General features: G+C 65.6%; 10 protein-coding genes. 9 read left to right on the top strand and 1 reads right to left on the bottom strand.

Going from position 1 to position 14,480, the window contains the following annotated elements; translation table 11 throughout:
* Nucleotides 1-269: 269 nt before the first annotated feature.
* From F7D09_RS07925 to F7D09_RS07890, 8 genes are all read left to right on the top strand, one after another.
* Nucleotides 270-1,001, top strand: coding sequence for an MIP/aquaporin family protein (locus F7D09_RS07925; RefSeq protein WP_152234853.1), 732 nt, complete (start codon nucleotides 270-272; stop codon nucleotides 999-1,001).
* A gap of 917 nt (nucleotides 1,002-1,918) precedes the next feature.
* On the top strand, nucleotides 1,919-2,686 hold the full coding sequence (locus tag F7D09_RS07920) for a DUF3152 domain-containing protein (protein ID WP_226836116.1): 768 nt from the start codon (nucleotides 1,919-1,921) through the stop codon (nucleotides 2,684-2,686).
* A 93-nt stretch (nucleotides 2,687-2,779) separates the two neighbouring features.
* Nucleotides 2,780-3,946 (top strand): glutamyl-Q tRNA(Asp) synthetase, encoded by a 1,167-nt coding sequence (locus F7D09_RS07915; protein WP_226836122.1) that lies wholly within the window; start codon nucleotides 2,780-2,782, stop codon nucleotides 3,944-3,946.
* A 298-nt stretch (nucleotides 3,947-4,244) separates the two neighbouring features.
* Nucleotides 4,245-5,075: a YggS family pyridoxal phosphate-dependent enzyme gene (locus F7D09_RS07910; protein WP_152234852.1), complete on the top strand. Its 831-nt coding sequence runs from the start codon at nucleotides 4,245-4,247 to the stop codon at nucleotides 5,073-5,075.
* Nucleotides 5,076-5,379: 304 nt separating this feature from the next.
* Nucleotides 5,380-5,769: an acylphosphatase gene (locus tag F7D09_RS07905; protein WP_152234851.1), complete on the top strand. Its 390-nt coding sequence runs from the start codon at nucleotides 5,380-5,382 to the stop codon at nucleotides 5,767-5,769.
* Between the two features lie 294 nt (nucleotides 5,770-6,063).
* Complete coding sequence (locus tag F7D09_RS07900) at nucleotides 6,064-7,005, top strand: class C sortase (protein ID WP_226836118.1); 942 nt, start codon at nucleotides 6,064-6,066, stop codon at nucleotides 7,003-7,005.
* Nucleotides 7,006-7,527: 522 nt separating this feature from the next.
* Nucleotides 7,528-8,835, top strand: a complete 1,308-nt coding sequence (locus F7D09_RS07895) for a DUF4854 domain-containing protein (RefSeq protein ID WP_152234850.1) — start codon at nucleotides 7,528-7,530, stop codon at nucleotides 8,833-8,835.
* A 339-nt stretch (nucleotides 8,836-9,174) separates the two neighbouring features.
* Complete coding sequence (locus F7D09_RS07890; protein ID WP_152234849.1) at nucleotides 9,175-9,996, top strand: fumarylacetoacetate hydrolase family protein; 822 nt, start codon at nucleotides 9,175-9,177, stop codon at nucleotides 9,994-9,996.
* A 192-nt stretch (nucleotides 9,997-10,188) separates the two neighbouring features.
* Here F7D09_RS07890 and F7D09_RS07885 read toward each other — a convergent pair whose 3' ends face one another.
* Nucleotides 10,189-11,118 (bottom strand): AEC family transporter, encoded by a 930-nt coding sequence (locus F7D09_RS07885; protein ID WP_152234848.1) that lies wholly within the window; start codon nucleotides 11,116-11,118, stop codon nucleotides 10,189-10,191.
* 430 nt (nucleotides 11,119-11,548) lie between these two features.
* On the opposite strand from F7D09_RS07885, the gene clpB reads away from it, so the two are divergent.
* Entirely contained in the window at nucleotides 11,549-14,206 is a 2,658-nt protein-coding gene (gene clpB, locus F7D09_RS07880) for an ATP-dependent chaperone ClpB (RefSeq protein WP_152234847.1), read from the top strand.
* The last annotated feature ends 274 nt before the right edge of the window (nucleotides 14,207-14,480 follow it).

Genomic DNA, 14,480 nt, shown 5'->3' with positions numbered 1-14,480 from the left:
CACTGGCACTGCTACCCTTGACCATGGAGGCTCCTTCGCTAGAACGGATAGGTTTAAGGCACCACCCATTCTGCCTAGAAGCCTCTCGTCATATCAACCCACCCATCAAAACAACAAACACGGTCTGCCGCCACTTCGCGCAGTCACCCCTCGGCGTACAATGCTACTGTTTGTCTGCTCTGCGCGAATCACGAAAACATGGCGAATCGTCGCGGACCGTCGACTATAGAGAAACAACCAAGAGAAACCAACAGGGAAAAGAAGCAGCAGTGGAATATTCTCTCTTTACCAAGCTGGCGGCCGAGTTCTTCGGCACCGCCATCCTGATGATCTTCGGCAACGGCTCCGTGGCCAACGTCGAGCTTAAGAACACGAAGGGCCACCATGCCGGCTGGCTGAACATCGCCATGGGCTACGGCTTCGGCGTCATGTTCCCGGTGCTCATGTTCGGCGCGGTCTCCGGCGCCCACATCAACCCGGCCATGACCCTCGCGCAGGCCATCATGGGCATGTTCCCGTGGGCCAACGTGCTGCCGTACATCATCGCACAGCTGCTCGGCGCCGCGCTCGGCCAGTTCATCGTGTACCTGACCTACTACCCGCACTACAAGGACACCGAGGATCCGGAAGCCATCCTTGCCACCTTCTGCACCACCGACGCGGACAACCAGAAGATCAACTACTTCCTCAACGAGATGTTCGGCACCCTCGTGCTCGTCTTCGGTGCGCTGTGCTGCCTGATGGACCCGTGGGGCGAGAAGGATCCGGCCGCCGCCGCGATCGTCGTCGGCTTCATCGTGTGGGGCCTTGTCACCTCCATGGGCGGCCCGACCGGCCCTGGCCTGAACCCTGCCCGCGACCTCATGCCGCGTCTGCTGCACGCCATCCTGCCGATCCCGCACAAGGGCACGTCCCGTTGGGGCGAGGCCTGGATTCCGGTCGTCGCCCCGATCGTGGGCGCGGTCATCGGCGCTTGGCTGTTCGTCGCCTTCTTCGCCTGACCGTGACCGTACGTCACGCATGACTGCGTGCCGGCCCCGTGAGCGGATAGCCGGCCGCTGCTGCACGTACGGCGGATGACTCCATGCAGGGGGTGTGGGATTGCGGATGATTCCGCGGCCCACACCCCCTGCGTCATATGCGGGGCCTCCGCATGCTGGCCGGTCGCGCGGCCGATCGGCATGTCTTCGGATACCGGTGAGCCATAGCCACAGCCGGCCGGTCGGTTCCGGATGATGGGCGTCATACCGCAGCCGGAGTCGTCAGCCCGCTGACACGTCTTCGGCACTTCGGCGGAGAAGCGCGAGTCGTGCGATGGCTCGGACGGCGGGTTCACCTGCCTCTTGGCGGAATGGGGCTGCCGTCGAATCCTGGCCGGGAGCGCCGTCCCCGCCGCATCATCACGACGGACCGTACTCGTGCCGTTTACCCGAGTACGGTTCGTCAAACAGTGTTGACCGACCGTACTCGTAAGGCCGGTTTCCAGTACGGTTGGTCAGGAATGATCGGCGGGCCATGCTCTCGGACTCCTCGGCGGCTGACGGTCCTCGAATTCCCGGCAAAGGGTCTGCCAGCGGGGCTGACAGACCTTGGAAAGCCCGACCAGGCCGCGCCTGCACCGGAAATCGGCCTGTTTTCGGGCCTATTCCGGAGTAGACGGGCATCGGTGCAGGTAAACGGCCGTTTCGGCTAATCCTCACCGTTGGAATTCCGCGGTTTTGTACAACGTGTGCTTCGGCTCTACTGGCGCCCATGCCCGTCTACTCCGGAATGGCGTTCATAACAGGCCGAAAGCCGTCGGAAGGTCGGGTACAATCCTTACGTTGGATGCGGCGCGTGCGGTTTGCGCCGCAAGATGGGATGAGAGTTGCAGCGGTTGAATGGTGAGGATGTGCTCCGAGCGCTTCGGAGCCGTCGGGTGAGGCGAATCGTTCTGTTCGTGATGGCGGTCACGCTGTTCGCGCTGATGGTTCACGCGGCCGTCATGCGGGTGCCGGGGATGTCGGGCGTCCGACCGTCAATGCAGTCGGCGCCGCAAGCGGCTGCGAAACCCGCCGACGGCAGGAAACATGCCGGCGATTCCGCCGCGCTCCATAAATCCGCCGTCCCGTCATACGACCCGGACAAGCCGTTCACCGCGGCGCAGCGCCGCGCAATCCTTGCCGCTGCGGAGCGCAAGGCGACCTCCAGCGGCAAGCCGCAACACCGGTACCAGTACTGTGTTTCGACGAGAGGCGATGTCGGCGACACCACCGAATTCGCCCAGACCGTCTATATGACGCTCAACAATCCGCGCGGCTGGCCGCGGGCAGGCCTCACGTTCGTGCAAAGCGACAGCGGCCGATGCGACATGACCTACACGCTGTCGCAGGCGCAATACATGCGCACGTTCTCGCCGATCTGCTCGCCGAAGTACAGCTGCCGCGCCGGCGACCACGTCATCGTCAACTACGACCGCTGGCGGCAACCGACCGAAAGCTGGCTGAACGGCGGCGGCACGCTCGCCAACTACCGGACAATGGTCATCAACCATGAGACCGGTCACAAGCTGGACCACCGCGACAACGAGAGCGTCTGCACGGCTCCCGGCAAACCGGCGCCGCTCATGCAGGAGCAGTCGATGTCGCTGCGCGGCTGCACGATCAACCCATGGCCGCTTGATTCCGAATTGTGGGCGCACTGGTGAGATGGGGTCGCGGGCGACGATGAAACGGCGGTGTGAGGGAAGGTCAATATGGACGATGTGAACACTATGGCACCCGGCGGCGTGAGGGACTCGGTGGTCGGCCGGTTCGCGCCCACGCCGTCCGGCCGCATGCATCTCGGCAACATCACCGCGATGCTGGCCGCATGGCTATCGGCGCATAGCAGCGACAGCGGCGCCGGCCGCGGCCGCATGTTGCTGCGCATCGAAGACATCGACACCCCGCGCGTCATGACGGACGCCGACCGCTGGATCATGGACGATCTGACTTGGCTCGGCCTCGACTGGGACGGCGAGCCCGCCTACCAGTCGCAGCGGCTCGACCTCTACGAGCAGGCGCTGGATGCACTCGGCTGGCGGAATACGGCGTCCGCGGCAGGAAGCCATAACTCTGCGGGCGATGGCGGTGCGGACAACGGTGCGCATCGTAATCCCACAACCCCGCTCATCTACCCGTGTTTCTGCTCGCGCGCCGACATCCGCGCCGCCTCGGCCCCGCAAGAGGGCGACCGGTTCATCATCTACCCTGGCACATGCCGTCGGACGCTCGCCGACGACCCGCAGCAGGTGCGCGACCGGCTGAAGCGCGGAGACCGCCACTCGCTGCGCATCGCCATGCCGGCTGCCGGCGACCCGCGCAATCTTATGACGTTCCATGACCGCGTGTTCGGGCCGCAACGGTTCGACCTCGCCCGCGACCTCGGCGACACGGTGGTACGCCGGGCCGACGGGCTGTTCGCCTATCAGCTGGTGGTCACGGTCGATGACCTGCTCATGGGCGTGAACGACGTGGTGCGCGGCCGCGATCTGCTGCGCTCGACCGCATTGCAGCTGTACATCCGCGAGTCGCTGTTGTCGGCGGGCTTCGACGGCGTGAACGCCATCGGTGCCACGGATGCCTCGCACGTCGAAACGGTTGCCAAAGCTCGCAGACAAACAGCTGCGATTGGGGCGGCGCGGAATGCGACGGCGCCAATCCCGTCGTTCGCGCATTTGCCGCTGATCGACAATGCGCAGGGGCGTCGCCTGGCCAAGCGGGAACGGTCGCTGGACATGGGTGCCTTGCGGGCACGTGGCGTCACCGCGCATCAGGTGGTCGGCTACTGCGGATGGCTGCTGGGGTTGCAGCCGGATCCGGAGCCATGCTCCGCAGCCGACCTGCTCCGTGTGTTCTCGTGGGATCAGGTCGCCACGGACACCGCCGACCGTAGGGTCCCCGACGACCCGTTCGGCGTGCTGTAGGTCCTGTCGGTGGCGGAAATCGGCCTGACTGGCGGCGTATTCCGTTTCCGCATGATTACAGGCCTATTCCCCAATAGGCGGGCATTGGTGTGAGTATAGAGCGGAATTCCGCACATCATTTCCGCCATTTTCCAACGAATGCGCAATGCGATATGCCGCGTCTACCGGCGACGATGCCCGTCTACTCGGGAATGCCGTCCGTAGCGGGCCGATTTCTCACATGAGATTGCCGGAGAGGGGACGGCAGGGGCGTCCCATCGGTCGGATTCAGTTTGTCGAGGTACTAGGATGGGGAGCCATGACGGCTTATATGGATCACAAGGATCTCGCCAATGAGATCATCGATGAAACGCGGAGCACCGAGATTCGCGACGGCGTGCACCGCGTGCTTGACGACATCGCGCAGGCGGAGTCTGCGGCTGGTCGAGCTGCGGGCTCGGTGCGGCTGCTGGCGGCGACGAAGACCCGGGACGTGGGGGAGATCATGGCGGCCATCGACGCCGGCGTGCGCATGATCGGCGAGAACCGCCCGCAGGAGGTGCTTGCGAAGGCCGACGGCATGCGCCGGCTGTGCGCGCAGCGTGGGCTGACGCTCGGCGTGGATGGCTCCGCCGATGCCGCAGCAGCCGCTGCGACCGCCGATACCATCCCCTTCCATCTCATCGGCCAGCTGCAGGCCAACAAGATCAGCAAGGTCCTGCCGTACGTCGGCACCATCGAATCCGTGGACGGCCTGGAACTGGCCGTGCGCATCTCCCGCCGCGCGGTCGCACACGGCATCACGGTCGGCGTGCTGCTCGAGGTGAACGAGTCCGGCGAGGAGTCGAAGTCCGGCTGTGACCCGGCGGCCGCCGTCGACCTTGCCCAGCAGATCGCCACGCTGGACGGGCTTCGGCTTGAAGGCCTGATGACCATCGGCGCCCATGTGGACGATGAGCCCACGATTCGCGCCTGCTTCGCCCACCTGCGCGAGACGCGCGATGCCATCCTCGCGTCGAAGGCCGCCGGCACCGAGCATTGCACGGAACTGTCGATGGGCATGACGCACGACATGAAGCTCGCCATCGCCGAAGGCTCCACCATCGTGCGCGTCGGCACGGCGATCTTCGGCGCCCGCGCCTTCATCTGATTCCGGGCTTTCACAACCGACCGTACTCGGACGGCGGGCTTCGGGTACGTTCCGTTGTGAAAAATCAACGGACCGTACTCGGAACCTGATGTCCGCGTACGTTCCGTTGTGCATGTTGAACCGACCGTACTGGAACGCCGTTCAATGAGTACGGTCGGTTGTGGGGGGAGGAGCGGAGCGTTGGATGGTGAGCGGCATTCTACCCGGTGGCGTCCAGCCGGTGGCGTCCCACCCGTCCGGCGTCCCCTCCGATGGAACCCTAGTACAATGGTGGCGAATCGTTTGCCGGGACATGGGGGCTGGGATGGTCAATCACGCTACTGCGCGCGCAACGGGCGAAGATGACGCCGCAAGGGGATCCTCTGCGTCCGCTCCCGCCTCCACCTCCGTCTCCGCCGACATCCGCGTCCATATCCTTGTGACCGGTCTCGTGCAGGGCGTCGGATTCCGCTATTTCACCGTGATGAAGGCCGGCGGCCTCAAGCTCGCCGGCTGGGTGCGCAACCAGTATGACGGTTCGGTCGAGGTCGAGGCGCAGGGTCCGCGCGCCAGGGTGGCGCAGCTGATTTCCGCGCTGAAGCAAGGCCCCCGTTACGCGCAGGTCGAGCAGGTCGACGTGACCGAAATCCCCACGCAGGAGGTCAAGCCGGCGCGTCACGGCTTCCCGACGTTCGGTGTGTTCTACGAACGCTGACCGAGACGGTGCAGCGCGTGGCGGACCATGGCAATCAGCAACGATGACGACGGAACGGATGCGGTGATGACAATGACGCAGCGAAACGGCGACATGCGGCAGGCCGAACGCGATTCCGGAACCGAGAGCACCCCGGCCGCGGCGGGCGTGGCGCGCGGCTCGACGCAGCCATCGGACCGCGCCGCCGCCAAGCAGCCGGCCGCGCAGACCACCAAGCAGGATCCAGCGTCGTCCCCCGCCGCCTCCGCATCCCCGGCGTCCCCCACGTTCGCCGAGGCGACGGACATCGCGGATATGGTCGCGACCCGCCGTCGTCTGCGCCGCCAGCTGCTGGTCATGCGCATCGTGACGCTGGTGCTGCTGCTCGCCGCCGTCTGCGTGGTCGGTTATCCGCTTGCCTTGCAATACCAGAGTTCACGCCGCCTGTCGCAAGTGTCCGACACGGCCGCCAGCACCGTCGCCGGCTGGCCGTATCCGCAGGCGAAGAACGCGCTGGCGGCCGCGCGCGCGTACAACAGGCGTCTCGCCGCGTCCGGCCAGCCGGTTCTGGGCGAGGCGGTCGACCCGTTTTCGGCGGCGCAGGGCGGCTCGAAGGCGAAAGGCGAGGACTCTGCCGCCGCCAAAGACAAGGAGTACCAGTCGCTGCTGGACGCCGGCGACGGGGTAATGGGCACCATCCGCATCCCCAAGATCTCGGTCGACCTGCCGATCTATCACGGCACGTCCGAGGAGGCGCTCGCCGCGGGGTCCGGCCACTTGTACGGCTCGTCGCTGCCGGTGGGCGGCAAGGGCACGCATGCGGTGATCACCGGGCATCGTGGGTTGGTCAACGCGCTGATGTTCACGCGGCTTGACGAGATGGTGAAGGGCGATTTCTTCTACATCGAGGTGATGGGGGAGACGCTCGGCTACAAGGTGGACCGTATTTCGGTGATCCTGCCGGACGACACGTCCCAGCTGAAGATCACGCCCGGCGAGGACCGCGTCACGCTGATGACGTGCACGCCGTACGGCGTCAACACGCATCGTCTGCTGGTGTCCGGCCACCGTGTGGCGATTCCGGTGCCTGCGCCGGAGCCGGGCGACCTGCATGATACGAGGTCGTTGGTGACGACGACCGTCGTGTGCGGCCTCGCAGGCGGGTGGCTGCTTGTGGGGGCGGTGGGCCGGCTGCGTCACGGTTCGTGGCGGCCGATGCGGCACGCCGCGTTCTGGCCGCGCGCACTGCGTGGATGACGTGGGCGTGGAGTGATGTTGCGTTGCGCGGGGTGACGCTGGCGTGGGGGTGTGATGTTGTGTTGCGTTGCGTGATGTCGCTGTGTTGGTGACGTTCTCGTGACGTTTGCGTGGTTGACGTTGCGCGCGAGCGTTTTCCCTACTTGCGTCACAGCGGGTAGCTGCCCGCTGTGACGCGACGTTGGGATTCCAGTGTTTGCAAGGGTTTGCGCGATGTCGTCACAGCGGGTAGGTACCCGCTGTGACGCAAGGGGGAGTGTGGGGTGGACGGAGCGGCGGCTGGATGACGGATGGCTGGGGGATGGCCGGCTGGGTGGCGATTGTGGTCGATTGTGCGGTAGTTGCGGCCAATTGTGGGGTAGGCATGGATATCGGAACCATATGTTCCCCCTCCTCGATAGTGGGAGTAGGCTGACAGTGAGATGGGAAACCGGTCTGCGGTGACCGTCCGATTGCCGTGCGTCGGCGGTGGGTGGACGCGCCGGCGAACAACTGCAGCAATGATGTGAATCGAGGAGAAACATGAACGACATGGTTCCGGGAGCGCCGCAGCCTCCCTATGGCAATCCTGCTGGCGCTCCGACTGCGCCCATGCCCGCGGGTTCGGGCTACGAGCGGAACACGGCGGCGCCCTATGGTCAGGGCGCTCAGCAGCCGTATGGGCAGGAGGCCCCGACACAGGCGTACGGCGCTCCGCTTGCCGGCTCGCCCTCGCAGGACGCCCCGACCGCCGCATACGGACAGCCTCTCGCCGCACAGGGCGCGCCCACGCAGTCGTATGGCAATCCGCTGAATCCACAGGAGGCCCCGACGGCGGCGTACGGCGCCCCGCTTGCCGCTCAGGAGGCTCCGACCCAGGCGTACGGCTCTCCGCTTGCGCCGCAGTCCGGTTATGGTTATGGCAACGGACAGCCGGGAGTCGGCTATGGTCCGCAGGGCGGTGCCCCGTACGGCCAGCCGCCGGTGATTCAGCCGGAATACGAGCCGGTTCCGCCGCACGCCGACCGCACGAACACGTGTGCGCTCGTCGGCCTGATCCTCTCGTTCTTCGTGGCGCTCCCCGGCCTGATTGTGAGCATCGTCGGCCTGTCGCAGATCAAGAAGTCCGGCGAGAAGGGCAAGGGGCTCGCCATCGGCGGCATCGTGGTGAGCGTCATCGAGATGGTGCTCAGCGTGCTGCTGACCGTCGCGCTGTTCACCACCGGATTCGCCGGATACAAGATCGAGAACGGCAAGCTCATCACGCCGCAGGCCACGACCAGCCAGTCCACGACCGCCGAAGGCAAGAGCGGGTCCGACTCCTCCGACCAGTCCGACGGGAACACGGACTCCAACGGCTCGGATTCCAATAATTCCAACGGCTCAGGTGACTCCAACGATTCCAACGGCTCTGACTCCAACAGCAATGGTTCCGACTCCAACAGCCTGGACAACTCGCTGCAGCAGGGGGACAGCGACCTCGAGCAGGACCTTAACGGCAGCGAAAGCTCCGGCAGCAGCACAAGCGGCAAGCCGACCGTCGAGGAATTCGCGAACTCGTCCGCCGTCCAGTCGCAGATCAAGAACCTGTCCTCGCAGTTCGCGGGCGCCGGCATCCAGATTTCGATCCGCGGCGAGGGCAACACGCTGGTCTACGATTACCTGGTCCCCGACCAGTACGCGACGCAGGCCGAAGGCATGGTCTCCCAGCTTGACTCCTCCAGCAGCTCGTACAAGCAGGTGGCGGCGACGCTGAACCAGACGTGTGACACGGGCGGCAACGCGCAGGTCCGCATCTACGTGCATACGACCGGCGGCAAGACGCTGTACAACAAGAGCTTCTCCGAGTGAGCAGCAGCCGGCTGCACGACGTAGCGTCAGGGGTGATTTGGCGCGGTGGTTGTTGGGTGACCACCCCCAGTCAGCTTCGCTGACAGCCCCCGCCAGCGGGGGGCGTGGCGGGCGTTCAGCGTGCGGGAGCGTGGTGTTCGGCGTGCGGGGCGCGGCGGGTGTTGGCTGGCCCGTCTCGGGGCTCCCGCTGGCGGGAGCTGGCTCGCGCAGCGAGACTGAGGGTGGTTCCCGGCGTCATCATGCAGCCGGTCCCGCTATTCGCCGCGCCTGACGCGGGTGCGGGCCGCCTGGCCACGCATCGAACCGCATCCCGGCCCCGCCCGTCGTACACTGGTGGGTATGAGAATCGCACGTTTTTCACTCAATGACACGCCGCGCTACGCCTTCGTCCAGCAGGACGCGGCGGACGGCAAGGATTACCTCGTGGAGCTCGACGGCTACCCGTTCGGCGCCCAGCCGGTCAAGCCGACCGGCGAGCGCTACGCGGTCGATGCGGACGGCATCCGCCTGCTCGCGCCAGTCATCCCGTCCAAGGTGTACGGCCTGGCCAAGAACTACGAGGCGCACGCCCAGTTCATGCACGAAGCCGGCCACTCCGAGATCGCGCACGCGCCGGAGAACATGGTCATCTTCACCAAGCCGTCCACGTCCGTGATCGGCCCCGACGACCCGATCGTGTACCCGCCGTGCTCGAAGGACATGAACTTCGAGCCGGAACTGGCCGTGGTGATGGGCCGCGTCGCCAAGAATGTGCCCGTCGAGAAGGCCATGGACTACGTGCTCGGCTTCACGTGCGTCAACGACGTGACCCTGCGCGACCTGCAGGGCGTCGACCCGACGTGGACGCGCGCGAAGGGCTTCGACACGTCCTGCCCGCTCGGCCCGTGGATCGTCACGCGTGACGACGTGAACTGGAAGGACGCGCACATCTCGTTCACGCTCAACGGCGAGGATGTGCCGATGGCGTCCGGCACCACCGCGAACCTCATTCACGGCATCCCGGAGCAGATCGCCGCGATTTCCAGCTTCTCCACGCTGCTGCCCGGCGACGTCATCATGACCGGCACGCCGAACGCGTCCGGCCATCTCGACCCGGGCGATGAGACCATCGTCCACGTCGAAGGCGTGGGCGACCTGCGCAACGTGATCGTGCGCGCATAGCACACGTTGCGGCAGCGGGTGTCGCTCCCCCAGTCAGCTTCGCTGACAGCCCCCTCCACCGAGGGGGCCGAGGGTGCGGGACAATCGCCCTTCGCCGGAGGTGCCGGCCCGTCACTTGCCCCCTCGGTGGAGGGGGCTGGCTGAGCGTAGCGAAGACTGGGGGAGCGCCGCCGGCTGTCCGTCGCCACCCGCTCACGCCACCGGCAGGGCGGCATGCAGAGCGGTCATGAGGATCAGGCTGAGCACGGCGGTGACGGTCATCGAGAACCCGGCGAGCTTCGCGTTGCCGGTGAGCGAATCGGTGAACTTGGTCGAGAAGATCGTGATCGGCGCGAACGAGCCGAGCACCATGATTTCGCGGATCCGCTCGTCGAACGGCAGCAGGAACCACGCCGCCACTGCGATGACGCACGCGAACACGAGCCGCCAGCAGATCACCTTGAGCAGCTCCATCCGGTCCTTGCGGCTGTCGGGCACCTCCATCATGAGGCCGATCATCGCCATCGTGCAGAACGCGTTCGCGTTGGCGAACGGCGTGATCAACGTGATGATCGGCTGCGGGATCGTCACATGCGCGAACACGAAGATCAACATCAGCATGTACATGTCGAACGAGATCGAGCTGAAGAAGTCATGCAGGATGCCGCGTACGCGCAGTACCAGCGGCAGCGAACGGAAGTTGCCGTCCATGTGCAGCAGCGTGCGCGTGATGGTGAGCGAGCCGGCCGTGGCGACCGTCGCGTTGCCGATGTCGAGCATGATGATCGGCAGACCGGCGGACGGTCCCATGAACGTCTGCACGACCGGCAGACAGAACGCGCCGAGATTCAGCCCGGAAGCGTTGAGCATCTGGAACGCGCGGTAGTTGCGCTCGTCTCCGCGAGAGCCCACGTAGACGATGAACAGCGGTATCGCGCAGGCGAAGAAGCCGAACAGCACGATCCACAGCATCTTCATGTCGTGTTTGTTGGTGGCGAACGACAGCATGATCGCGCACGGCAGCGTCAGGTTGAAGACCAGTCCCTGCAGCACGTGGTAGTCGTGGTCGCCGAAGATATGCAGGTGTTTGAGCAGATACGCGCCGATGATGACCAGCAGCAGCGACCCGGATTGAAAGATCATGACACTTCCCGATTTCTCGATTTCTCGACTTCTCTTGCTCGCCGTGCTTGCCGAGGCGTTGGGCATCTCCTCGTCCCTCTCGATGGAGGAGACCGTCAACGTTGTTGACTGGGGGAGCGTCATGTGTCTGTCTTGGCAAGCCCATACGACGCCAGCAAGCAGTATAGGAGCATGAATCGCGCGCGGCGGCACGCGGGTCGTAACATGCGCGGCGCGGCTGGGGTGGTTGTCCGCTGTGCCGTCGTCCGCGACGTCATCTGCAGCATCGCTGTCGTCGCGACACGCACAAAACTTGAGTCACGTTCACTCAACTTTTGGGAATAAACTGATTGACAAGACGGTTGTGCATATCAGACATTGACGAAACATGCCGCAGCCGGCCGCGCGAACGCGACGCCGGCCGCGGCGACAAGACAGACGGAGGTTGAATATGGAACAGAAGTTCACCACCATGGCCCAGGAGGTCATCGGTGACGCCATTCAGAGCGCGTCCGCCGCTGGGAACGCCCAGGTTGAGACGTTGCATGTGATGGACGCGTTGCTGCGTCAGGAGAACGGTGTGATTCAGGGCCTGATCCAGGCCGCGGGAGGCGACGTTCAGCGCATCGGCGCGGCCGTACGCAACGCGCTGGTCGCCCTGCCCAGCGCATCCGGCTCCACCACGTCGCAGCCGCAGGCCAGCCGCCAGCTGACCGCCGCGCTCGCGCAGGCCGAGAAGGAGATGCAGCAGATGGGCGACGAGTACGTCTCCACCGAGCATCTGCTCATCGGCATCGCCGCAAGCGCGCCGAACCAGACGGCCGACATCCTCAAGAAGTACGGCGTCACCCCGGAGGCGCTGCGCAAGGCGGTGCCGTCCATCCGCGGCGGTGCCAAGGTGACCAGTCCGGATGCGGAAGGCAGCTACAAGGCGCTGGAGAAGTACTCCACCGACCTGACCGCCGCCGCGAAGGAAGGCAAGCTCGACCCGGTAATCGGCCGCGACCAGGAGATCCGCCGCGTCATCCAGATTCTGAGCCGCCGCACCAAGAACAACCCGGTGCTGATCGGCGAGCCGGGCGTCGGCAAGACCGCCGTCGTCGAAGGCCTCGCCCAGCGCATCGTCGCCGGCGATGTGCCGACCACGCTGCAGAACAAGAAGCTGATCTCGCTCGACCTCGGCTCCATGGTGGCCGGCTCCAAGTACCGTGGCGAGTTCGAGGAGCGCCTGAAAGCGGTCCTCAACGAGATCAAGAGCGCGAACGGCCAGATCATCACGTTCATCGACGAAATCCACACGATCGTCGGCGCCGGCGCGGCCGAAGGCTCGATGGACGCCGGCAACATGCTCAAGCCGATGCTCGCCCGCGGCGAACTGCGCCTGATCGGCGCGACCACGCTGGACGAGTACCGCGAGAACATCGAAAAGGACCCGGCGCTCGAACGCCGCTTCCAGCAGGTGTTCGTCGGCGAGCCGAGCGTGGAGGACACGATCGCGATCCTGCGCGGCCTCAAGCAGCGGTACGAGGCGCACCACAAGGTGACGATCGGCGACGACGCGCTCGTGGCCGCCGCGACGCTCTCGAACCGCTACATTTCCGGCCGTCAGCTGCCCGACAAGGCCATCGATCTGGTCGACGAGGCGGCCGCGCACCTGCGCATGGAGCTCGACTCCTCGCCTGAGGAGATCGACGAGCTGCAGCGCAAGGTGACCCGCTACGAGATGGAGGAGATGCAGCTCAAGAAGGCCGAGGACCCGGCATCCAAGGAGCGTCTCGAGAAGCTGCAGGCCGAAATGGCCGACGCCCGCGAGAAGCTGAGCGGCCTCAAGGCCCGTTGGGACGCCGAGAAGGCCGGCCACAACAAGGTCGGCGACCTGCGCGCCCAGCTTGACGCCAAGCGCGTGGAAGCCGACAAGTTCACCCGTGAGGGCAACCTCGCGGAAGCCAGCCGTATCCTGTACGGCGAGATCCCGGCCATCCAGAAGCAGCTGGATGCCGCCGAAGCCGCCGACGCCGAAGAACGCACGGCCGGCTCCACCAAGCCCGAGCCGATGGTTCCCGACCATGTGGACGCCGACTCCGTGGCCGGCATCGTCTCCGAATGGACCGGCATCCCCGTCGGCCGCCTCATGCAGGGCGAGAACGAGAAGCTGCTGCACATGGAGGAGTACCTCGGCAAGCGCGTGATCGGCCAGAAGGAAGCCATTCAGGCCGTCTCCGACGCGGTGCGCCGCTCGCGTGCCGGCATCAGCGACCCGAACCGCCCGACCGGCTCGTTCCTGTTCCTCGGCCCCACCGGCGTGGGCAAGACCGAGCTGGCCAAGGCGCTCGCCGACTTCCTGTTCGACGACGAGAAGGCCATGGTGCGCATCGACATGTCCGAGTACATGGAGAAGGCGAGCGTCTCGCGGCTGATCGGCGCGGCGCCGGGTTACGTGGGCTACGAGCAGGGCGGTCAGCTGACCGAGGCCGTGCGTCGTCGTCCGTACTCGGTGGTGCTGTTCGATGAGGTCGAGAAGGCGAACCCGGAGATCTTCGACGTGCTGCTGCAGGTGCTCGACGATGGCCGTCTGACCGACGGTCAGGGCCGGACCGTGGACTTCAAGAACACGATCCTGATCATGACTTCCAACCTCGGCTCCCAGTTCCTCGTCAACGAGGACATGGACGCCGACGCCAAGAAGAAGGCCGTGATGGACGCCGTGCACATGAACTTCAAGCCGGAGTTCCTGAACCGTCTGGACGACATCGTGATGTTCCACCCGCTCACCCGCGAGGAGCTGGGCGGCATCGTGGACATCCAGGTCCACAGCGTCGCGCAGCGTCTGACCGACCGTCGCATCAAGCTCGACGTGACGGCCGCGGCCCGCGAATGGCTCGCCAACACCGGCTACGACCCGGCGTACGGCGCCCGTCCGCTGCGTCGCCTCGTGCAGACCGAGGTCGGCGACCAGCTGGCCCGCATGCTGCTTGCCGGCAAGGTGCACGACGGCGACACGGTGCTCGTCGACCAGACCGGCGGCGAGCATCTGGACCTGTCCGCCATGCCCGAAGACCCGGACCTGGACACGGATGTGAAAGTCGAGAACGTCACCGAAGACAAGTGACATAAAGGCCGGGCTGTCTGTGACATGTGAAGCGTTGCTGACTGTCCCGGGACTCGGCCCCCTCGGTGAAGAACCGGGCCGGCCGTGTCTGCGGCGATATCGGCTGTCTCGGTACCTTGGCCCCCTCGGTGGAGGCTGACTGGGGGAGCGTCACCCGTCGAGTTGGCCGGCCCGCCATCCTTGGCCCCCTCGGTGGAGGGGGCTGGCTGAGCGTAGCGAAGACTGGGGGAGCGTAGCCCGCCAGGCCGTGTCATGCGGCATGTGCCTAGCGGGT

Origin of the sequence: Bifidobacterium leontopitheci (genome assembly GCF_009193355.1) — a bacterium.
GTDB classification, from domain to species: domain Bacteria; phylum Actinomycetota; class Actinomycetes; order Actinomycetales; family Bifidobacteriaceae; genus Bifidobacterium; species Bifidobacterium leontopitheci.
The sequence above is the reverse complement of the archived record's forward strand: the minus strand, read 5'-3'. Positions and strand labels throughout refer to the sequence as shown.